The following is a 20,990-nucleotide window of genomic DNA, read 5'->3' as shown; positions in this document are numbered from 1 at the left end:
GAGGATCCTTCTGCGGGGCATGATTCGTCAGCGTGCAGGCACGGTGAAGGGGCGGTCCGGTCGCGCTCAGGCAACCTGGACTGTGACCGAGGGGTAGCCGGTGGCGCCGTCGGGGATGACGTCGCGGCGTTCGGCTGTTTGGGTTTCGCCGGTGCCGTCGGTGGCGCGGGCGCGGAGGGTGTGCGGGCCGGAGGTGGCGTCCCAGTCGAAGACCCACTGGCGCCAGGTGTCGATGGACTGCTCTTCGGAGAGGCGGGCCTGCTGCCAGGGGCCGTTGTCGACTTGCACTTCCACGGCGCGGATGCCGCGATGTTGCGCCCACGCGACTCCGGCGATGGGGATGCGGCCCGGCTGGAGGCGGCCGCGGGCACGGGGAGTGTCGATGCGGATGCCGGTCTTGATCGGGCCGAGTGCCGACCAGCCGCGGCGGGTCCAGTACGCGGTGGCGCGGTCGAAGCGGGTGACTTCCAGTTCGGTCACCCATTTGGTGGCCGAGACGTAGCCGTAGAGACCGGGCACGACCAGCCGGGCTGGATACCCGTGCCGCACCGGCAGCGGTTCGCCGTTCATGCCGACCGCGAGCAGCGCGTCGCGTCCGTCGGTGAGCACCGCCAGCGGCGTGCCCGCGGTCCAGCCGTCGGCGCTGTGCGAGAGGACCATGTCCGCGTCGGGGTGCGGTCCCGCCTCGGCGAGCAGCTGATCCACGCGGTAACCGAGCCAGCGCGCGTTGCCGATCAGGTCGCCGCCCACCGGATTGGACACGCAGGCCAGCGTGACCAGGTGTTCCTCCACCGGGCGAAGCGCCAGATCCGCCCAGGTGAGCCGGATCTCGCGGTCGACCATGCCGTGGATCCGCAGCGACCAGCCGTCCTTGGACACTTGCGGCACGATCAGCGCGGTGTCGATCCGGTAGAAATCGTCGTTCGCGGTCAGGTACGGCGTCAGTCCGGGGACACGAAGGTCCACGCCGGGCGCGACCGGCTCGGCGGGTGCCGACGGCTCCGGCAACTGCACCGCGGCTCGCTCGCCGGAAACGTCGCTGCGGCGGGCGCCGAGCACCCGTCCGCCGATTCCGGTCACCGCGGCCAGCCCACCGGCCACCAGTAGTCCCCGCAAGACTTGCCTGCGCTCCGGAGCCGCCGAGCTGCGCTCCGAAGCCCCGGCGGCCGATGCGGGCGCGGCCTCACCCGCCGGTCTGGCCTCGACCCTTCCCGGTTCGTCCGCGGCGGCGAGGTTCTCGCCCGCACCAGGGCGTTCGGTGCCTTGCCGGTGCACCGACGAGTCCGGACGCGAGCCCGCGCCGGAGTCCACGTCGGTGATCGCCCGGTTCTGCCCGTCGGCGACATCGGCGTGCTCTGAGTGATCTCGTTCGGCAGAAGCCGAACCTTCGGCCACGGTTCGAGCAGGGGCGGTCGACAATGCCGTTTCCGCGTGCCTCGCACCGGACGACTTGTCGACCGCCGCGTCGATGCGACGGGTCAGCGCTCGCAGCGAGTAGATGCCGACGGCGACGCCGACGACGGTCGGCAACGCGGCGGTGAGACCGGTGCGCGCCACCGCCACCCAAGCGGTGATCACTCCGAACACGGCGAACAACCACGACCCGGCGGCACGGGTGGTCCGCTCGATCGCTCCGGCCACGCCGGCGACCAGGACGGCGATCACGCTCATGATCAGGTACAGCGCGGCCTTGTCGTTGGTGCCGAAGGTGGTGATGGCCCATTCCCGCACACCGTCGGGCGTGTGGTCGACCACGGCCGAACCGAGAAGGTGCAGCGGCGCGCTGTCGGGGCCGAGGAAGGCCGCGAGCAATTCGGCGACACCCAGCGTGAGGCCCGCCGAGACGATCCCGGCCACCACACGCAGTCGCAGATCGGCCATGGCATCGAGACTACTGCCGGTCGGCCGCCGACCGGCTCGGTCCGGCATCCGCGACAGCGCACGGATCGTCGTGGACGCACCCGGACACGCGAAAGGCGCTGCCCGCGAACGGACAGCGCCTTTCCGCGATCGGTTCAGTTGTAGATGTTCGCCACGTCGTCGGCGTGCTGCTTCATCACGACGGCGCGCTTGAGCGACATCTTCGGGGTGAGTTCGCCGGTTTCCTGGGTCCAGTCGATTGTCAGCAAGCGGATCTTCTTGATCTGCTCGGCTTTCGACACCTTCTTGTTCGTCTCGGCCACCGCCGCGTTCACCTCGGCGAGCAGATCCGGGTTCTCGATCAGCTTCTCGATGGGGGTGTCGGCGGGCAGGCTGTTGCGTTCCTTCCAGCCGGGCAGCGACTCCGGGTCCAGCGTGATCAGCGCGCCGATGAAGGGCTGGCCGTCACCGACCACCATCACCTGGCTGATCAGCGGGTGCGCCCGCAGCGAGTCCTCCAGCAGCGCGGGGGAGACGTTCTTGCCACCGGCGGTGACGATGATCTCCTTCTTGCGGCCGGTGATGGTGATGAAGCCGTCCCCGTCGATGGCGCCGAGGTCACCGGTCTTGAACCAGCCGTCCTCGAACGCGTCGTCGGTGGCCTCCGCGTTGCCCCAGTAGCCGCTGAACACGACCGAGCCGCGCAGCAGCAGCTCGCCGTCCTCGGCGATCTTGGCGGCGTGGCCCTCGATCGGCCGCCCGACCGAGCCGACCCGGATGTGCTCCGGGGTGTTGACCGCGATGGCCGCGGTGGTCTCGGTGAGGCCGTAGCCCTCGTAGATGGTGACGCCGACGCCGCGGAAGAAGTGGCCCAGCCGCGCGCCGAGCGGTCCGCCGCCGGAAACGGCGGCCTCGCACTGGCCGCCGAGCGCAGCGCGCAGCTTGGCGTACACCAGCCTGTCGAACAGCGCGTGCTTCAGCTTCAGCGCCAGGCCCGGTCCGCCGTTGTCGAGCGCCTCGCTCCATGCGATCGCGGTATCGGCCGCGGCGTCGAAGATCTTGCCCTTGCCGCCGTCGTGCGCCTTCTGCTTGGCGCTGTTGAACACCTTCTCGAACACCCGGGGCACCGAGAGGATGAAGTGCGGCTGGTAGCTGCCGAACTGCTCGACCAGGGTGGACCAGTCGGCGGTGTGCGCGACGACCACCTTCGCGTCGAACGCGGCCAGCGCCACGGCGCGGGCGAAGACGTGCGCCAGCGGCAGGAACATGAGGGTCTTCTTGCCCTCGGTGACGTACTTGTTCAGCGCGATCCGGTCGGACTTGGACTCCGCGTACAGGTTCGCGTGGGTCAGCATGACGCCCTTCGGGCGGCCCGTGGTGCCCGAGGTGTAGATCAGGGTGGCGGGCGACTGCGCGCCGACCTGTGCGCGGCGCTCGTGCACGGCCTGGTCGTCCAGGTCGGCGCCGCGGCCGAGCAGCTCGTCCACCGCGCCCTTGTCGATCTGCAGGATCTCCCGCAGCTCGGGCAGCGCCCCGGTTTCGATCTCGTCGATCACCTTGCGGTGCTTGTCGCTGTCCACGACCAGCAGCTTGGTGGCCGAGTCCTGCAGGATCCACTTGGCCTGCTCGGCGGCGGAGCTGTCGTAGATCGCGACGGTGCAGCCGCCCGCGGCCCAGATGGCGAAGTCGAGGACGGCCCACTCGTAGCGGGTGGGGGCCATGATGGCGACGCGATCGCCGAGTTCGAGACCCGAAGCGATCAGGCCTTTCGCCACCCCGGTAACGGTTTTCGCGAACTCCGCGGCGGTGACGTCCAGCCAACCGCCACTGCCGTTCGGCACGTTGAACAGCACCGTGTTCGGCGACTGCTCGGCGTGGCGGAAGACGTTGTCGGAATTGTTCGCGTCATCCGGAATGGTGTAAGAAGCCGGGACTTCGAACTCTCGCATCAGTGCCCTTCCACGTGGGTTTACTCGCCAGTAATCTACGACACCTGCGCCGGGCCCGTGAGGTCGACCACCGCCAATCGCCTCCGCACATCACCGCAGGCTGGGGACCCGCTCGAATTTCATCCTAGTTCGCGCAGGTCCGCCGGTTGAATCGCTTCGCGCAGGAACTCGGCGAGTTCGCACAGCGCGGCCGCTGCGGGCGCCGCCAGCGCGGCCTGCAATTGAGCGACGTGCCACAAGCCCTTGCTCTCGGTGAAGCGCACGTGTACCCCCGCCTCGCGCAGCGCGGCGACCAGCGCGACGCACTGCCGGTGCAGCAGTTCGCTGACGTCCACCTGCACGTAGGTCGGCGGCAGGCCGCGCAGTTCGCCGGTCAGGGGTGCGTAAGCCGGGTCGGCGGAATCGCTGTCGCCCAGGTAAGCGGCGGCGCAGGCGCGTGACCAGGGCCTGTTGATAACCAGATCGCGTTCCCGCTCCGGGATCTCGTTCGGGTCCGCCCACGGCGCGATCAGACCGAGCGCGGCCGGGGTCTGCCCGTGCCGGGCGATCAGTCGCTGCGCCAGCGCGAGCGACAGACCGCCGCCCGCGGAGTCACCGGAGACGGCGATCTGGTCCGGCCGCAGTCCCGAGGTCGCCACCAGCTCCAGGAACGCCGCCTCGGCGTCGTCCAGTGCCGCGGGGAAGGGGTGCTCCGGCGCGAGCCGGTAGTCCAGCACGTAGACCGCGCAACCGATGTCTCGTGCCAGCCGGGCCGCGAGCGAGCGATGTGTCGCGACCGAGCCGACCGCGTATCCGCCTCCGTGGAGATAGAGCACGGCACCGTGCTCGGAGGTGTCCGCGAAATCGATCCGCTCGGCGGGCCTGCCGCCGAGGCGCACGGGCCGCACGACAGCGCCCGCGGGCAGCAACTGCGCCCGCGAAGTCACGTCGAGCAGCCTGCGCTGCACCGTGAACGGCAATCGCTTGTTCAGCGTGACCCGGAAGATCGGATTCAGTATCGCCCGCGCGAGGGGCAGTGGCAGGTCGATGTCCCGCATTCGTCGTTCCTCGAATCCGGGTCAGGGCAGGAAGCGGCGTTCGACGTTGGCCGCGATCCGCTGGTAGCCCGACGCGGTGACCCGGACGAACAGATCCAGCAGTTTGGCCTCCCAGCCGATCAGCACGCGGCCGTGCCCCTTGCGCACGCCCTCGACGATGGTCTGCGCCGCCATCTCCGGGGTGTGGATGGCCAGCTTCCGGTCGAACATCGTCGCGGCCGACTTGGCGTCGATGCCCTCGGCGTAGGTGGCGTTGCGCGCGACCGCGGTCTTGATGCCGCCGGGGTGCACGCAGGTGACCTTGACCGGGTGCCGCGCGACCAGCATCTCCTGGCGCAGCGACTCGGTGAAGCCGCGCACCGCGAACTTCGCCGCGTTGTAGGCGCTCTGCCCGGGAATCGCGATCAGGCCGAAGAGGCTGGACACATTGACGACATGGCCGTCACCGGACTCGATGACCATCGGCAGGAACGCCTTGGTGCCGTTGACGACGCCCCAGAAATCGACGTCCATCACGCGTTCGAAGTCCTTGTACTCCGAGCGGATGACCTCGCCGTGGTGGGCGATGCCCGCGTTGTTGTAGATCTGGTGCACCGTGCCGAAGTGCGCTTTCACCGCGTCGGCGTAGAGGATCACCGCTTCGCGTTCGACCACGTTCAGCCGGTCGGCCTTGACCTCGGCGCCGAGCTGTTCGCAGCGGCGTACGGTTTCGTTCAAACCGTCGACGTCGATGTCCGACAGTGCCAGTTTGGCGCCGCGCCGGGCCAGATTCACCGCCAGCGCACGGCCGATCCCGGAACCCGCTCCGGTGATCACACATACCTTGTTCTCGAAGTAAGCGTCACTGCTCACGATGCCACTGCTTTCAAATCGGCCCGGGAAATGGAGATGTCGTACGCCGCCACATCGAATGTCTTGGTCAGCCTACGGAATTCGAAAGTGAAGTCCGGCCACAACGTGGTGTTGTTGCCGTGCTTGTCCAGGTACCAGCTCGAGCACCCGCCGGTCAGCCAGACGCTGCCCGCCAGCTTCGCCTGCAGGTCGGCGTTGTAGGCATCCTGCACGTCGCGGCGCACCTCCACGGTACGCAGGTCGAGGCGGTCGATGGTAGCCAGTGCGTCGGCGATGTAATTGATCTGAGATTCGATCATGTACACCATCGAGGTGTGCCCGAGGCCGACGTTCGGGCCGAGCAGGAAGAACAGATTGGGGTAATTGGCGATCGCCGAGCCCTTGTAGCCCTGCTGGCCGATCTCGTCGAATACCTCCGCCAAAGTGCGACCGTCACGGCCCGCGATGGTGTTGTAAGTGGGGGAGTCGGTGACGTGGAAGCCGGTCGCCACGATCAACGCGTCGATCTCGCGCTCGGTGCCGTCCTCGGTGACGATCGAGTTCGCGCGCACCTCGGCGATGCCGTCGGTGACCACGTCGACGTTGGGGCGCGACAGCGCGGGGTAGTAGTCGTTGGAGATCAGCATGCGCTTGCAGCCGATCCGGAAATTCGGCGTGACCTTGGCGCGCAGCTGCGGATCGCGGATCTCGTGGCGGAGTTTGGCCTTCGCGATCGCCTCGAACAACTGCATCAGGGCAGGCACCTTGGCCAGGCCGACCACCTGGGTCTCGCGCGCGGCGTAGATGGCCGCGCGGGATAGTCGCTGCAGACCCGGCACGTACTTGAAGGCCATTCGCTCGGCCTTCGTGTACGGGCGGTCCAGGCGCGGCAGCAGCCACGGCGCCGTGCGCTGGTATACGTCCAGGTGGCCGACCTTCGGGGCGATGGCAGGCACGATCTGGATCGCCGAGGCGCCGGTGCCGATGATGGCGACCCGCTTGCCGGTGAGGTCGGCGTCGTGGTTCCAGCGGGCGGAGTGGAAGATCTCGCCTTCGAATTCGCCGATGCCTTTGATGTCCGGCAGCGCGGGCTCGCACAGCGCGCCGACCGCGGAGACCACCGTGTTCGCGGTGAAGCTGCCTTTGGTCGACTCGATCTCCCAGAGCGCGGTCTCGTCGTTCCAGCGGGCGCTGGTCACGTCGCAGTCGAAGATGTGCTTGTCACGCACGTCGTAGCGCTTCGACACGTCCTGGATGTACTGCTGGATCTCGCCCTGCCGGGAGAACGACCGCGACCAGTTCGGGTTCAGCGCGAACGAGTACGAGTACAGGTGCGAAGGCACGTCGCAGGCCGCGCCGGGGTAGGTGTTGTCCCGCCAGGTGCCCCCGACGTCGCTGCCGCGCTCCAGCACGAGGAAGTCGTTGCGCCCCTGCTGGGTCAGCCGGATGGCCAGACCCAGGCCCGCGAACCCGCTGCCGATGATGATCGTCTTGGCGTGGCGCGCGGGTCGGCCGGCGACAGCTTTGTCTGTAACCTTGCGACTCATGTAATGGAGCCTACGGCCCTATTGAGCGCGAGTCAACAGTGTATTGACTGGCGTTCAGTAGGATTGTGCGCGTGACGAGAACCCAGAGGGACGCCCCCAAGCGCACGCGGCTGAGTCCCGACGAGCGCCGCGAGCAGCTGATCACTCTGGGTGCGAAGATGCTCGGCGAGCGTTCCATCGAGGACATCTCCGTCAGCGAGATCGCCGCCGAGGCGGGCATCTCCCGCGGCCTGCTGTTCCATTACTTCCCGACCAAGCAGGACTTCCAGCTCGCGATCGTGCACCACGCCAACGCCGAACTGCTCGAGCGTGTCGCCCCGGACCGCTCGCTGGGCCTGTTCGAGATGCTGCGCGACTCGATCGAGCGCTACATCGAGTACGTCACGGAGAACCGGACCTCCTATCTGGCGCTGCTACGCGGCCCCACCAGCGTCAGCCCCGACCTGGCCCCGCTGGTCGACCAGACCCGCGACGCGATCATCGGGATCATCCTCGCGGAGACTCCCACTCCCATCGTGGAATCCGACCACCCCCGCCTCATGCTCGCCATGCGCGGCTGGATCGCCTTCGTCGAGGAATCCACGCTCACCTGGCTGCGCTCGGAGCCCATCTCGCGTACGGAGCTGATCGATCTGCTGGTCGAATCGTTGATCGCCATCGCGTTCTCCGTGCACCCGGATCTGGCGGCGGCGCTGCGAGGTTGAGGGGGCTCGCTCGCGTCCGCCGCGCCGGCCGTGTGCTGATCAGCCGTCCGCCGCGTTGTAGCGGACCAGGTACCCGGCGAGTTCGGCGAGGTCCTCGTCGTCCCAGTCGCGGAACCGTTCGGCGAACGCCTCCCGGCGGCGCTGCTCGGCCTCCCGTGCGATCCGCTGCCCGGCGGGGGTGGCGCGCAGGATGTGGTTGCGGCGATTGGCGGGATCGACCTCCCGGGTGAGATACCCGAGCCGTTCCAGCGCCGCCACCTGCCTGCTCACCGTGGATTTGTCCAGCAGGAAGTGTTCGGCCAGTTCGGTGGCCAGGCAGCCGTCGCGTTCGATGACCAGGTCCAGGATGCTCGACGCGACCAGCGGCAGTTCCGGATGCAGTTCGGCGGCTCGGCCACGGGCTCGGCGGGCGAATGCGGTGAGCTCGCGCTGAATGGTGTGGATCGCGGTCGAGCGAGTGGGGAATGCCGGAGATTGCCGCATGGTTGTATAGTACAACGAAGATAGTTGTATTTACCAACCTTTTGGGGAGTCGTCTCATGCACCAACTACGGCATGTCGCCGCGCATCTGCTCACCCCACTGCTGATGTGCCTCGGCATGGCACTGGCGTATCTGGGCGCGTTCCACCAGCCCGAGCCGAACCACCTGAAGGTGGCGATCGTGGGTGACGCACCGCAGGTCAAGGTGCTGGCTCAGACGCTGAAGGACCGGGCCGGAGACGCGCTGGAGGTTGTCACCCTGCCAGGTCGGGAGGAGGCGGTGCGGCAGTTGCGGGAGCGGACACTGGCCGGCGCCTACGTGCCGGAATCGCACGAAGCGCTGGTCGCCAAGGCTGGTTCCGACACCACGGCGATGGCGGCCGAGGCCGTCTTCGACCGGATCGCCGCCCAGCAGGGCGCGCCGGTCGAGGTCACCGATATCGCTCCGCCGAGCACCGGCGATCCGACCGCGCAGGGCTTGTTCTTCCTGCTGGTGGCATTGAGCATCGGCTCCTACGGCAGCGTCGCGGCGATCGGCGCGGCCGGGGCGGGACTGAGCATGGGCGTTCGCGCACTGCTGGGCCTGGTCACGTCGCTGGCGGTGAGCGTCATCGGACTCGGCGTCGCGGGGCCGGTATTCCATGTGGTCGACCACGACTACGCCGCCGTCTGGGCGATGTCGTGGCTGTATTCGGCTGGGATTCTCGCGGTGGGCATCGGGCTGCACACCTTCTTACGGCGCTGGACCACGCTGACGATGATGGTGCTGTTCGTGATGCTCAACTTCACGACATCGGGCGGCGTGTACGGGCCGTGGCTGCAGAACGATTTCTTCGGCGCGCTGCATTCGTTCTGGAACGGAGCGGGTTTCGTCGAGGGCGCGCGCACCCTGTTGTACTTCGACGGCGGTGCGGGATTCGGCAACCGGGTGTTGAGCTTGGTGCTGTGGCTGGCGGCCGGTGCGGGACTGGTCCTGGTGGCGGGCGGCTACGAGCGCAGGCTGCGCACGGCCGCGCGCATCGAGACGGTCGGCGTCACGGAACATGCGGCCGAGGAAGAGATCGAAGAAGCGGTCGGGGTCTGACGCACCCGAGTGTGGCGCTGCCCACACGCCGTCCTTCGCACGCCCTTGTGCTGCCAATATCCTGCTGCTCCAGTGCCTTTCGATTTTGTGGCGGAAATCCCGGCGCATACCGTTGTGTGGTCGATGGTGTGGACGGCGATGGAGGCCGCCGATGTTGGTCATCAATGAACGAACGACGGCGCCGCGATCCGAACAGCGCGTGCTCGACTGGATGCGGAGCTGGACCGGCCAGTACGTCATTGTGGGACTCGCGATCTCGGGGTGTTACCTACCCGACCGCGAGCGCAAGGACGAAACGCAGGAAGCCGATCTGGTGGTGATCACACCTAGGGCGGCGGTCGTCGTCGAGGTCAAGGGCACCGTCCCGGAGGCGACGAGCGGTGTCCTGTCGGTGCAGGCCAACGGACGCTGGCGGCTGTCCGGCTACGCGGGCGACCCGATCCACGTGCGCGACCACGACAGCAGCCCGTTCGACCAGGTGACGAACAACGTCTTCAACTTGAAGACGCTGGTGCGCAAGCACAATGCCGAGGCCTTCGTCGACGGACTGATCGTCGTGGTGCCGCCCAAGGATTCGAACCTCACGCTCAACATCGAGTCGCGCAGGCGCGGATGCGCGGTGGTGCTCGGAGCCGGGCAGGCCGACCTGCGCGCGTGGTTCCACCGCACCGCGAGCCGCAAGCTCATCTGGACCGCCGAACGCACCCACGCCCTCCTGACGGACTTGAACCTGGGCGACCAGATCACCGTCGACGACCTGGTGGCGGATGGTTTTCCGGCGGAGCGGAAGTTGCGGGCCGGGACGCTGGCGGCGTTGGAGAGCGTGACGCGGAAGGCTCCCGAGCTCGAGGGTAGGACGTCCAGCGAGGATTCGGACACCGACGACGTGTCGGCTGGTTCGGACGCGCCACCGGTCGACGCCGTGCCCGAGCCGCACGACCTCGATCCGGATGCTGCGCGACTCAGCGAATCCGGCTCGACGCGAACCGTCGAAAACGGTGACGAGGCAGATGAGGGTTATCAGCAAATCCCGCAGGTAGATCGGTCGCCCGCGTGGCAGTCCGCGATGCCTGCGCTGGAGCGGACCGACGCCTCGGGAACCGTGGCCGCCCAGGATGTCGACGAGCACGAGGGCTCGGCGTTCGAGCCGTCGACGCGGCCCAGTGCCGAAAGCGCACAGCGAGCCCAAGGGGCGTCGTCGACGGCTGGACAGTCACTCGAGTACACGGATGTGCCAGGCGGCAGCCAGAAGGTGTCCGCGTCAGAGTCGCATTCCCCGCAGGCACTTGTCGCCGTAGCTGCGCAGGCGCAACCCGCCCCGGCGGATCCCTTCGCGCCGGAATACCTCGCGCCGGAGCCCGAATCACATCCCGTGCCGTCGGACCCGACAACTGATGCCGAGTACGCGGAGCCGCCTCGGTTCGAAGGCCGACTCGCGGCGAAGCCCGCACCGTCGTCCTTCACGGACAACTGGTCGTCGTGGATCGAGCCCGCCGCCGACCGGCCTCGGAGCCCACGTCCGGTGCAGGCGCCTCCGCCGAGCCGGCCCGCATCGTGGTCAACGCCCACCCCCGCGCCCGAGCCGCTGCGCCGACCCACGCCGACGGCTGTGCTCGAGCGCCGTCCACGGGTCCCGGTTCGCGAGCAGATAACCGCCCTGTCCGCGCGGATCCCCGGTCGCACCTCCGAAAAATCGAAGTCACGCGGCCACCGCTCGCAACAGATCGCCGCGGTGGCGCTGATCGTGCTGGTCATCGGCACGATATGGATACTGGCCGCCTCCTGCTCGACGCCCACCGGCGGCGCTGTGCAACCGACCCAAACTCCTGTGCTCACCACCGAGGCGGTTCCCCCACCGCCGCCCGTCACGGAAACCCCGGCCCGCATGAACCTGCTGCCTCTGTGCACTCCGCTCACGCCGAAGTGCTGACGACGCAGGCGGGCATGCGGGTCCGACCGGGGTCGGCTCTCATGCCCCGGCGTGAAGGTAGGCGGCCCAGAGCGAGGGGGTGGCGGGAAGCGCGTCGCGCACAGCCTGGATGGCGCGATGCAGCGCGGATGCGGCATCGGTCACGTCCGGGTCGGTGACCAGAGCGGCGTAGAAGGCGTCGGCCACCTGCACGGCGATTTCGTCGTCGATGGGCCACAGTGTGCCGATGACGTGTGGGTATCCGGCGAGTTGGAACGCCGAGGCAAGGTGAATGGCTTCGTCGAGGAGCCGGGTGTTGGTGGTGAGGGCGGTTTCGCAGGCCGAAAGGTAGGCCAGACGCGCGTGGTCGAGGTGGACCGGGGCGAGTTCGGCGACCGTGAGCGGGTCCGCGTCGTGGTCGTGCAGCAGCAGGTGGCTGCGGGATGGGTCGGCCGGATCGGTGGTGCCGTGGCAGGCGAAGTGCGCGATGGCGCAGTCGGCCAGGCGATTCAAGACATTGGCCTTGGTCGGAAGGGTTGTGGCGGAGTCCGCTCCAGCGAGATCGGCCTGGATGCCGGAGTCCGGCTCGGTGAGCGTGATCGACGACGACAGGTGGGCGGCGACCGCGCGGACTTCCTCGGGCACGTGGTGCAGGCGCCCCGCTACGCCGGGGGTGGTAGGCATCGCGACGATGAGTGCGGGCCTGCGTGCAGACGGCTCGGTGCTCGGTGAGCGCCGCCGCGCATGGCGGAGGGCGGCGATGGTGGGGGTGTAGGAGGAGACAACCCGGTCCAGCACCGCCCGGCCCGCGGGATCAGGTGGTGCGGTGTGATAGCCCGCGGCGTGGATGGGCAGTAGACCCAGCAGACCCCCGGGTATCCACCACACCCGCGGGCCGGTCCGGTCCACAGGGAACCGTTCGCGGTAGCCCAAGGCGTCCAGAACCGGGCCTGCGGCGTTGTCCCACAGCCATTCCAGGATCCGGCTGAGCTGTCGTTGGGCGGTTTGCCGCTCCGGCCCGGTGCGGCCGTGACCAGCGGCCTGCAAGGCTTCGTGGAAGGCGAGGACCTGGTCGATCACGGTCTCGAGCGGCAGGCCGGGCAGCGGCAGACAGGTCGCTCCGCCGGCGGTGAGCAGCAGCGCGTCGCTGCGGTGACCGCTGATGTTGAACACCACCACCGGGCCTCGGCCGGCCTGAGCGATGAGTTCCGCCGTCGACGGCGGCAGGGCGAAGTACTCGAATCCGCGCTGCGCCCGGATCCGCGCCAGCACGTCGTTCAACTCCCGCGCCGAGCGCGCCCGGTCCGCTATGGGGTCGGCTGCCGCGTCCGACGCGGCGGCGGCATCGGGAGTTCGGTCGAGAAGTTTCCGAAGCCGGACGAAATCGGCGGCCAGATCTGGATGCTGGTCTGCGAGGTCGGCTATGTCCCCGCGCACTTGCAACGCTTGGCTCAACAGCACCGCCCGCCCCGCCTCCAGCAGCTGCAATGCCAGGACGGGCCGCTGGTCCGGCGGTGTGGACGGATCGTCCAGCGCCAGTGCCGCCGCGTCGGAGGCGATTCCGGTGTACTCGCCCAGAGCATGTTGTTGATCCGACCGCGCCAACTCACGTGGCGCGACTTCGGGCAACAAGCGGACCGCCCGCTGCAGCAGTTCCGCCGCCCGGCCCGGCTGCGCCGTCGCGGTGAGCTCGGCGGCGCCGCGAGCAGCCCGGATGCGCAGGGACGGAGCCGCTGTGGCCAGTTCCGCAGCCTCCTGCAGGGCGGTCGTCGCCTCCTCCCGATCAGACGTCGTGCCTGTCCGCGAGTATCGGGCCCGCAGAGCTTCGGCGAGGTTGACCTGCATGACGGCGTGGCCAGGGTGCCCGGTCGGGATGGCCGCGACCGCCTGCCGGGCGAGACGGATCGCGTCGTCCAGATCGTGTGTCGCGCCCGTCGATTCATACCGAATCGTCAGGGGCACGGCGAGGTTCGACAGTCGGTTGGCGCGTTCGGGGTGGTCGGTGGGCGTGGCTGCGACTGCCAGCCGGCCCATCCGGATCGCCTCGCCCAAGTCATCCGCCGTTTCCGTACGCTCGGAGCGCTTCCAAAGCACTACTCCGAGGTCGGCCAGTATCCCGGCGCGTGCGGGGTGGTCGACCGGGGTGATGTCCACGGCTTTCCGGAGCGTGGCTATGGCTTCGTCCGCGTCGGCGATCATGCCCGTCCGCTCGAACCGGCTCAGCAGGAAGGCCGCGAGTTCGGTCGACATGATGGGAAGGTCAGGATGGTCTTCGGGTGTGGCCGCGACCGACTGCCGACCCATTCGGATCGCTTCGTCCAGATCGGCCATCGCGCCGGTTCGCTGGAATCGAATCCGCAAAGGGATGGCTAGATTGGACAGGTGGCGAGCTCGGAGGGGGTGGTCGTCCGGTATGGCCGCCACCGCTCGTCGGTTCGCGTATATCGCCTCGTCCAGGTCGACCGGGGCTCCGGTTCGATCGAACCGCTTCCACAATGCGACACCGAGATTGGACAGCAGCGTGACAAGATCGGGATGGTCGGGGGCAAGAACGTCCGCGGCATTCCGGAGGGTGACGATCGCCTCGTCGAGGTCCGGCGTCTGCCCCGTACGGTGAAATCGGCTCACCAGGCAGATCGCGAGATTGGACCCGGTGGCGGCCGAGCCGGGATGGCCGGTGGGTGTGGCGACGACCGACTCCCGTCCGATCCGGATCGCCTCGTCCAAGTCGGCCATTTCGCCTGTCCGCTGAAACCGGCTCGCCAGGCAGGTGACGAGATTGGACAGTGTTTTGGCCAGGTCAGGGTGGCCGGTGGGCAGGGCTGTCACCGCCTGTCGGCCGAGTTCGATCGCCTCGTCCAGATCGGGCAGCTCGCCGGTCCGCTCGAACCGCTTCAGCAGGGTGACGGCGGAATTGGTCAGTATGCTCGCCAGATCGGGATGATCGGGAGACGTGACGTCCACGGCTTTCCGGAAGGTGATGACGGCCTCGTTCAGATCGCTCATTTCGCCGTTTCGCTCGAACCGCCGCAGTACCGCGACCCCCTGACCGGACAGGATGTTGCCGAAGTCGAAGCGGCCGAAGCCGGTTTCCACCGCCTGTCGGCCGACCTGAATCGCCTCGTCCAGGTCGGCCTGGGCCCCGGTCCTTTCGAAACGGTTCAAAAGGGCGATACCGAGATCGGACAGCGACACCGGGCGGACTGTTCGGTCGACGAGGTCCACGTTCACGGCCTTCCGCAGGGTGGCGACGGCCTCGTCCAGATCGGTTGTCGAGCCTGTTCGCTCGGACCGGAGCCGTAGCGCTGATCCGAGGATGGACATACTTTCGGCACAGTCGGGATGCTCTGGGGCTGTGACCATTACCGCTCGTCGACCGATTTCGATCGCCTCATCTAGATCGTCCGGTAGACCCGCGCGTGCGAACCGGTGCACCAGAGCCCGGCAGAGGCTGGTCATGTGGTCGGCACGCTTGGGATGGTCGGGGGATGTTTCGGCGACCGCCTGCCGACCTACTCGGATCGCTTCCTCCAGGTCGGCCTGCCCGCCCGTCCGCTCGGCCCTTACCCGTAAGGAGATCCCGAGATCGGACAGAATGCTGGAACGCTCGGGGTGGTACGGGGCCGCCGCGGCCACCGCCTGTCGGCCGACTCGGATCGCCTCGTCCAGATCGGGCAGCGCCATCGTCAACGTGAACTGATGCCGCAGGGCGCGACTCAGCGCGCTGATCCTTTGGGCCCGCTCGGGGTGATCGGTGGGCGTGGCCGCGATCGTCAGCCGCATTGTCCGGGCCATCTCGTCCAGATCGGCCATCGCGCCCGTCCGCTCGAACCGGATCTTCAGGGCTGCAGCGATGAAACCCAGCAGGCCGTCCACGGGGCGATCGGGTGGCGTGGCGTCCACCGCGCGTCGAGCTGCCCGGATCGCCTCGTCCAAGTCGGGCGACATCCCGGTCCGCTGGAAACGGATCCAGAGTCCGCCGCCGAGTTCGGTCAGTATGACGGCGAGGTTCGGGTGACCGGCGGGAGTGGCCTCCACGGCTTTCCGGAGGGAGACGATGGCTTCGTCCAGGTCGGCGATGGCCCCTGTCGCCTTGAACCGGCGATAAAAAGCGTCACCGAGGCGGAACAGGCACAGCACCCGCGTGGGGTGGCCGGTCGGCAGCGTGGTCAGCTTGCGTTGCCACAGTTTGATTTCGGCCGTGATGATGGTGGCGTTGATCGTCATACCGCATCCATCCCCCTGCCCTATCGAGCCACGCTGATCACACGGCCACCCGTGGCACAACGGTTTACGGCGATATGATCACACGACACGCTCGCCGGATCGTGGCCTCGGCGGCAGTGTCCATTGTATTCACCTGTGCACCTGGGGGTTCGGTTGCCGCCGTCGCAAGATGCAACTCGGGTCACCGCCGGGCTGGCGTATCTGTGCGGTCATCTGCAGGAGATCCGCGGCACTCTCGGCGATGACGGGACGGACATTTCGACCCCGCTGCACAAGCTGCTCAGCTCGGTCCGATCGGGGGACGGTGCGGGCATCGCCGCCGCGCTGGACGGGGTGCACACCGCTCTGCGGGCGGCCGGCGATGCGCGCGGTGTGTATGGACACCACCGCGGTCTGGTGCCGGTCGGCGTGCACAGCATCGAAGTCGTCTACCGCTGCCCACTCGAACGCTGCGACGGCCGCGACGATGTCGATGCCGAGCCGCCCCGATGCGCCGTCAGCGGACGGGAATTACGGCGCGAACGGCTCTCTTGATGAACGGGTTGTGGAGTGAACTCGCCAAAAAGCTGGCCGAGAAATGGTTTTCGCTTCTCGTGTTGCCCGGCGCGTTCTATCTGGCGGTCACCGCCACCGCGCTCACTCTCGGCCACGCGCATGCGTTGGACATCGGCCTGCTCACCCGACATATCACCGACTACGCCAGAAATCCCGCGGTGACCAGCATGGGCGGGCAGGTCGTCGTCTTGGCCGCGATTCTCGCAGCCGCCGCGGCGGTCGGTTTCGTCGCACAATCGATCGGAACGTTTGTGGAGCGGGCTGTGCTGGCAGCGGAATGGCAGGCTTGGCCGATTCCCGTCCGGTTCGCCGCTCGGTGGTCGCTCGCCCGCCGTCAGCGTCGGTGGGACAGCGCCAACGCCGACTACCTCCGTGAATACCAGAATGCCTTGACTCCCGATCCGGCGTCCCGGCCCGACCCGGCGCTCAGGCACCGTGCGGCACGCGCGCGAGCAAGGATTTCGGTCGAGCGGCCCGAGCGCCCGACCTGGAGCGGCGACCGAATCCAAGCAACGGCGATTCGACTCGATCGCGATCACCATCTCGACCTGGCGACTGTATGGCCGTCGCTGTGGCTGGTCCTGCCGGACCCCGTGCGCGAGCAGATCACCACCGCCCGCACCGCTCTCTCGCGAGCGACCACGCTTGCGGCCTGGTCCGTTCTCTACCTCGTTCTGACCGTCTGGTGGTGGCCCGCCGCACCTCTCGCCGTCGTCATCGCCGCGACCGCTCATCACCGAATCCGCGCTACCACCGATACCTACGCCACCCTGCTGGAAAACGCCACACGCCTGCACACCACCACCCTCGCCACCCAGCTCGGCATCGACCACACCGGTCCCCTCGGCCCGCATCTGGGTCATGCCCTCACCCGCCACCTCCGTTCGTCGACCGCGTGACCATGGATGGACGCGGTGCCTGCATTCCCACACGTGGCGTCCGGCGCTGAGTTGCATTCTGGTTGAATGGAATTGGCGCAACCGTGATGTTGCTCGTAGCACCGATCTCTGGAAGGACGCGTGTTCACCACTACCGAATCCGAGCTGGAAGATCTCTACGCGGCCATCGAGGAATCCGCGCGGCTATGGAACGTGCCCTGCACTCGAGAAGCTGTCCGGCCCACTCTGACCGCGTACGGCGCGATGCTCACGCGTTCCGTGATCTCCCTCCGAGTGGTCACCGACGCCCGCCGCTCAGGAGACCTCGACTACCGCTTCTTGACGCTGCCGAGCGACATCGACCCATATGACATCGCCCTTTCCAACGAACTCATTTCCGAGACCGATCATCCGGTCGGCGCTCTGCTGGACGAGGTCCGGGAACGGTGCCCGATCCACAGCTACGGGATCGACATCGGTGTAGTCGGCGGCTTCAAGAAAATCTGGCCGTTCTTTCCCGCCGATGGCATGCAGAAAGTATCGGAGCTCGCCGAACTACCGTCCATGCCGCCCAGTCTCGCCGACCACGCCGGCATGTTCGCACGTCACGGCTTGGAGGACAAAGTCGGCTTGCTCGGTATCGACTACCACGACAAGACGATGAACGTGTACTTCCCCGGACTGTCGGCCGACTATTTCGAACCACGCGCCATCGTGTCGCTGCACCGGGATGCCGGACTCCCGGACCCGAGCGATGACTTTCTCTCACTCACCGAGAAAGCATTCGATATATACGCCACCATCAGCTGGGAATCGCGCCGAATCGAGCGCCTCTGTTTTCCGGTGATAACACCGGACCCGACAACGCTCCCGGTTCGAATCGAACCGCGCTTCGAGCAACTCGTCGACAAAGTTCCGATCAGCACGACCGACCGTCGATTCACCTATGCCGCTACCTCGTCGCCCAATGGGGAGTCCTACAAGTTCAGTTGGTTCTACCAATGGCAGCCCAGGATATTGGACAGGATGAAGACGTCCGATTCGTAGAACTGTGGGCAGGGCGCGCCAGTTGAAGGGTCCCACTCCTGCTGACACAGCCTTTCGATAGCGATGCGGACCGGAGGAGTTGGACGGCCGCATCGAACGGCGCCCTGCTGATGAAGGTAGTTTGCCGGTCCGGAAATCAGTGGACCGGCCTTCGCCTGGGGCCGGTGACAGGGCTGCTGTGACGTGGTCGATCCGTCGTGCTCGGACGACTTGTCCGCCGAGCGCCACCGTGTTCGTGTCGCAAGCGATTCGGCTTCGTATGCCGCGTAGTGGCGGACATGGTTTCCGCTGATGAGACGCCCGACGCGGACCGTGACCGCGGACGCGAAAGAAACAGGGTGGCATGCGCGCTCGGGCCGTTCGAGCGGACTGCCGGGAGCCGCCGTCAGGTCGGCGAGTCCACTCGCGTCGGCGAGCGCAATGCGAGATGGGCGGTGTCAGCCGCGTCAGCACCTACGTGGTGACACTGGAGGGTCACGCCAGCGACGTGGGGAATCGCTATTCATCCGGCAACAATCATCACCCGCATGTTTGTACGTTCGCGGAGCGGCGCCGTGGGCCTACACGGGGCGAGGCAACGATCTCACCAGGTTCCTCCGCCCGTTCCCGCGTGAAGCCGGTGGGCTGAACTGCTCTACCTGGAAGCGGACTGGTTCGGGTCGTGATCTATCACTTCGTCTCATCGGTGGAGGGCGTGTTCGCGCGCTGATATCCGGGGTGTACGCCCATGTCCAGACCTTGCTGTTCGGCGATGCGTACCAGCAGTGACGCCAGCTGATCGCGTTCGTCGGGTGAGAGCGCGGCGGTGAGGTCGGCTTCGTGGGTCTGGAGCACCGGCCAGAGTTCGCCCATCAGCTGGTAGGCCGCCGGGGTCGGGTGCAGTTCGTGGTTGCGGCGGTCAGTGGCGCTGCGGCGGCGTTCGACGAGGCCTTTGCGGTCGAGGTTGTCGAGTAGGGCGACGACGCGGCTGGGAACCACGCCGAGTTCTTCGGCCAGAGCGCGCTGGCTGCGGCCGGGGGACATGGCGATCATGCGCAGCACCCCGATATCGGGGGGAGTCAGGCCGAGCGGGGCGATGCGGTCGGTGAACCGCTGGGTGGCGTGCGCGCCTAGTTGGGCGAGCAGGAACGAGACCTGCCGGGTAAGGGCCTGTCGCGGAATCGGGTTGTCACCCGCTTGCTCTCCTGCTGTCACCGGGCTATCGTACACACGCCTCAATCGTTCACTGCAGTGAACGATTCACCCAGAAGAACGGACTCGTGTAATGAGCGCTCCCGCAATCGCTTCCACTCCACCGCGGCCAGATATACCCGGGCTGGGCCCGTCGCCGGGGGTCTTCGCCACCGCCTCGGCGGCGCTGTTCGTCGCCGGGTTGGCCGCGAGCACCGTCGCGGCCGGTGGCGAAGTGTTTCCTTCCCCGTTCGCCGCGCCGGACGACGCGCTGTTCTACTTCACCGACCACCGCGACGCGGTCCGGCTGGGAGCGACGTTGCAGTTCGCCGCCGCGATCCCCGGTGCGCTGTTCGTCGCCGCGATCACCGCGCGGCTGCGGACGCGGGGCGCGCTCGCCCTCACCGGAGGCGCGCTCGCCACCGGATTCCTGATGCTGTCGGCGGTGGTGACCTGGGTGCTGACGGTGCCGGAGGTCGTCGAATCTCCGCACTTGGTGCGCGCTTTGCACACGCTGGCCTTCCTCGCGGGCGGCCCAGGCAATGTCGTCTCGACCGGGTTGCTCATCGCGGGCATCGCGTTGCCGGTAGCTGCCTTCCGTACCTGGCTGGCCAGGCTCGGCCTCGTCATCGCCGTCGCCGGACTGGCTACCACGGCAACGCTGATGCGCACGGAGGCCGCCGTCCTGCTGCCGCTGGCCCGTTTCACCGGCATGGCGTGGTTGATCGCCGCTGGCTTCCTCGTCTCGAAATCATCTGCCGCAGAAACGGAATGACCGATGAATCCGCACATTGAGAAGCTCGTCCGATTCCAGCGTCCCGAACGCTCGCTGCCCTACCTCCCCGGCCTCGGCGCCGACCGCGTCGCACCGCTGTTCGGCCTCACCCCCGTCGAATACGAAAAGCTCTGTGCCGATTTCGATGAACAGGCGCGCTGGGCGGCCGCTGCCCTCCTGGACGACGCCGCGGTGGCCGCCGCGGTGGATCGGCTGCCGCTTCGACCCGGACAGCACGTGGTCGCCTTGGGCGAAAGTTCGACCGCCGACCGGCTGTCGTGGTTCGAAATCCTGCGCTATCTGCTCGACCTGCGCAGACCCGACGATGCCATTCGGCTCACCAATCTCGCCGTCTCGGGGGCGACCACAACGCAGACGCTGACGCTCGCTCCCGCTCTGGGTTTCCAGCGCCCCGACTGGGTGTTCTGCCAACTCGGCGCCAACGACGCCCAGCGCATCGGCGGCCCCGGCGGTCCGCGCCTGGTCGGCCTGTCCGAAACCGAACGCAACTTGCGCATACTCCGATCCCGCGCACCCGAACCGGCGCAGTGGATCTGGCTCACCCCGACCACGGTCGACGAAGCCCGCATCGCCGGGTTCGAGCCTTTCCAGCGAATCGGCATCGCCTGGACCCGAGCCGACATCGCCGACACCTCGACCGTGCTGCACGACCTGGCCGAGCTGACCGTCGACGTCGAGAACGACACGCTCCCTGATGGCGAGGACCCGTTGCTGCTCGACGACGGTGTCCACGCCACGTTGGCCGGGCAGCAGGCAGTGGCCGCGTCTTTCGTCGCCGCGTTGGCGGAATCGTGAAGGGTTCGGCGGCGTTGTGGGGCCGCGGCGGTGGTCGGGTTGGGAGGGCTGAGGTGGGGATGGTCGCGGGTCGCCGTGATGACGGAGTTGGTAGATCGGAAGAGAGTCGTGGAGGGAAAG

General features: G+C 67.7%; 16 protein-coding genes. 8 read left to right on the top strand and 8 right to left on the bottom strand.

Annotated features, from left to right (window positions below; genetic code table 11):
- Positions 1 to 66 precede the first annotated feature (66 nt).
- From ABZ824_RS38535 to ABZ824_RS38515, 5 genes are all read right to left on the bottom strand, one after another.
- Positions 67 to 1,881 carry a sulfite oxidase gene (locus tag ABZ824_RS38535; protein ID WP_356969733.1) on the bottom strand — a complete coding sequence of 605 codons (1,815 nt, stop codon included), beginning with the start codon at positions 1,879 to 1,881 and terminating at the stop codon, positions 67 to 69.
- A 134-nt stretch (positions 1,882 to 2,015) separates the two neighbouring features.
- The gene (locus ABZ824_RS38530) at positions 2,016 to 3,809 is read right to left on the bottom strand and encodes a long-chain fatty acid--CoA ligase (RefSeq protein WP_356969731.1); all 1,794 of its coding nucleotides are present in this window, start codon (positions 3,807 to 3,809) and stop codon (positions 2,016 to 2,018) included.
- 119 nt (positions 3,810 to 3,928) lie between these two features.
- Entirely contained in the window at positions 3,929 to 4,846 is a 918-nt protein-coding gene (locus tag ABZ824_RS38525) for an alpha/beta hydrolase (protein ID WP_356969729.1), read from the bottom strand.
- Positions 4,847 to 4,867: 21 nt separating this feature from the next.
- On the bottom strand, positions 4,868 to 5,698 hold the full coding sequence (locus tag ABZ824_RS38520; protein WP_356969727.1) for an SDR family NAD(P)-dependent oxidoreductase: 831 nt from the start codon (positions 5,696 to 5,698) through the stop codon (positions 4,868 to 4,870).
- Entirely contained in the window at positions 5,695 to 7,224 is a 1,530-nt protein-coding gene (locus ABZ824_RS38515; RefSeq protein ID WP_355077327.1) for an NAD(P)/FAD-dependent oxidoreductase, read from the bottom strand. The genes ABZ824_RS38520 and ABZ824_RS38515 overlap by 4 nt, the downstream gene beginning before the upstream one ends.
- A 71-nt stretch (positions 7,225 to 7,295) precedes the next feature.
- On the opposite strand from ABZ824_RS38515, the gene ABZ824_RS38510 reads away from it, so the two are divergent.
- On the top strand, positions 7,296 to 7,928 hold the full coding sequence (locus tag ABZ824_RS38510) for a TetR/AcrR family transcriptional regulator (RefSeq protein WP_356969725.1): 633 nt from the start codon (positions 7,296 to 7,298) through the stop codon (positions 7,926 to 7,928).
- A 39-nt stretch (positions 7,929 to 7,967) separates the two neighbouring features.
- Here ABZ824_RS38510 and ABZ824_RS38505 read toward each other — a convergent pair whose 3' ends face one another.
- Positions 7,968 to 8,411 (bottom strand): MarR family transcriptional regulator, encoded by a 444-nt coding sequence (locus tag ABZ824_RS38505; protein WP_355077323.1) that lies wholly within the window; start codon positions 8,409 to 8,411, stop codon positions 7,968 to 7,970.
- 56 nt (positions 8,412 to 8,467) lie between these two features.
- Between ABZ824_RS38505 and ABZ824_RS38500 the strand changes: the two genes are divergently transcribed.
- The gene (locus ABZ824_RS38500; RefSeq protein ID WP_356969723.1) at positions 8,468 to 9,493 is read left to right on the top strand and encodes a hypothetical protein; all 1,026 of its coding nucleotides are present in this window, start codon (positions 8,468 to 8,470) and stop codon (positions 9,491 to 9,493) included.
- A 151-nt stretch (positions 9,494 to 9,644) separates the two neighbouring features.
- Positions 9,645 to 11,423, top strand: a complete 1,779-nt coding sequence (locus ABZ824_RS38495; RefSeq protein ID WP_356969721.1) for an NERD domain-containing protein — start codon at positions 9,645 to 9,647, stop codon at positions 11,421 to 11,423.
- 39 nt (positions 11,424 to 11,462) lie between these two features.
- Here ABZ824_RS38495 and ABZ824_RS38490 read toward each other — a convergent pair whose 3' ends face one another.
- Complete coding sequence (locus tag ABZ824_RS38490) at positions 11,463 to 15,629, bottom strand: CHAT domain-containing protein (protein ID WP_356969719.1); 4,167 nt, start codon at positions 15,627 to 15,629, stop codon at positions 11,463 to 11,465.
- A 135-nt stretch (positions 15,630 to 15,764) separates the two neighbouring features.
- On the opposite strand from ABZ824_RS38490, the gene ABZ824_RS38485 reads away from it, so the two are divergent.
- From ABZ824_RS38485 to ABZ824_RS38475, 3 genes are all read left to right on the top strand, one after another.
- A complete protein-coding gene (locus tag ABZ824_RS38485; protein ID WP_355077316.1) occupies positions 15,765 to 16,163 on the top strand; it encodes a hypothetical protein in 399 nt (132 codons plus the stop codon).
- A complete protein-coding gene (locus tag ABZ824_RS38480) occupies positions 16,163 to 17,083 on the top strand; it encodes a hypothetical protein (RefSeq protein WP_356969717.1) in 921 nt (306 codons plus the stop codon). Before ABZ824_RS38485 ends, ABZ824_RS38480 begins: the two co-directional genes overlap by 1 nt.
- Positions 17,084 to 17,203: 120 nt before the next feature.
- Entirely contained in the window at positions 17,204 to 18,109 is a 906-nt protein-coding gene (locus ABZ824_RS38475; RefSeq protein WP_356969715.1) for an aromatic prenyltransferase, read from the top strand.
- Positions 18,110 to 18,778: 669 nt separating this feature from the next.
- Here the strand turns inward: ABZ824_RS38475 and ABZ824_RS38470 are convergent.
- Positions 18,779 to 19,303, bottom strand: a complete 525-nt coding sequence (locus ABZ824_RS38470) for a MarR family winged helix-turn-helix transcriptional regulator (RefSeq protein ID WP_356969713.1) — start codon at positions 19,301 to 19,303, stop codon at positions 18,779 to 18,781.
- Between the two features lie 70 nt (positions 19,304 to 19,373).
- On the opposite strand from ABZ824_RS38470, the gene ABZ824_RS38465 reads away from it, so the two are divergent.
- Positions 19,374 to 20,054 carry a hypothetical protein gene (locus ABZ824_RS38465; RefSeq protein ID WP_356969711.1) on the top strand — a complete coding sequence of 227 codons (681 nt, stop codon included), beginning with the start codon at positions 19,374 to 19,376 and terminating at the stop codon, positions 20,052 to 20,054.
- A gap of 3 nt (positions 20,055 to 20,057) precedes the next feature.
- The gene (locus ABZ824_RS38460) at positions 20,058 to 20,870 is read left to right on the top strand and encodes an SGNH/GDSL hydrolase family protein (RefSeq protein ID WP_356969710.1); all 813 of its coding nucleotides are present in this window, start codon (positions 20,058 to 20,060) and stop codon (positions 20,868 to 20,870) included.
- Positions 20,871 to 20,990: the final 120 nt, after the last annotated feature.

The sequence above is a fragment of the Nocardia sp. NPDC047038 genome (assembly GCF_040644075.1).
In the GTDB taxonomy this organism is placed as follows: Bacteria; Actinomycetota; Actinomycetes; order Mycobacteriales; family Mycobacteriaceae; genus Nocardia; species Nocardia sichangensis.
Note: the sequence above shows the minus strand (reverse complement) of the source record. Positions and strands in the feature narration are given on the sequence as shown.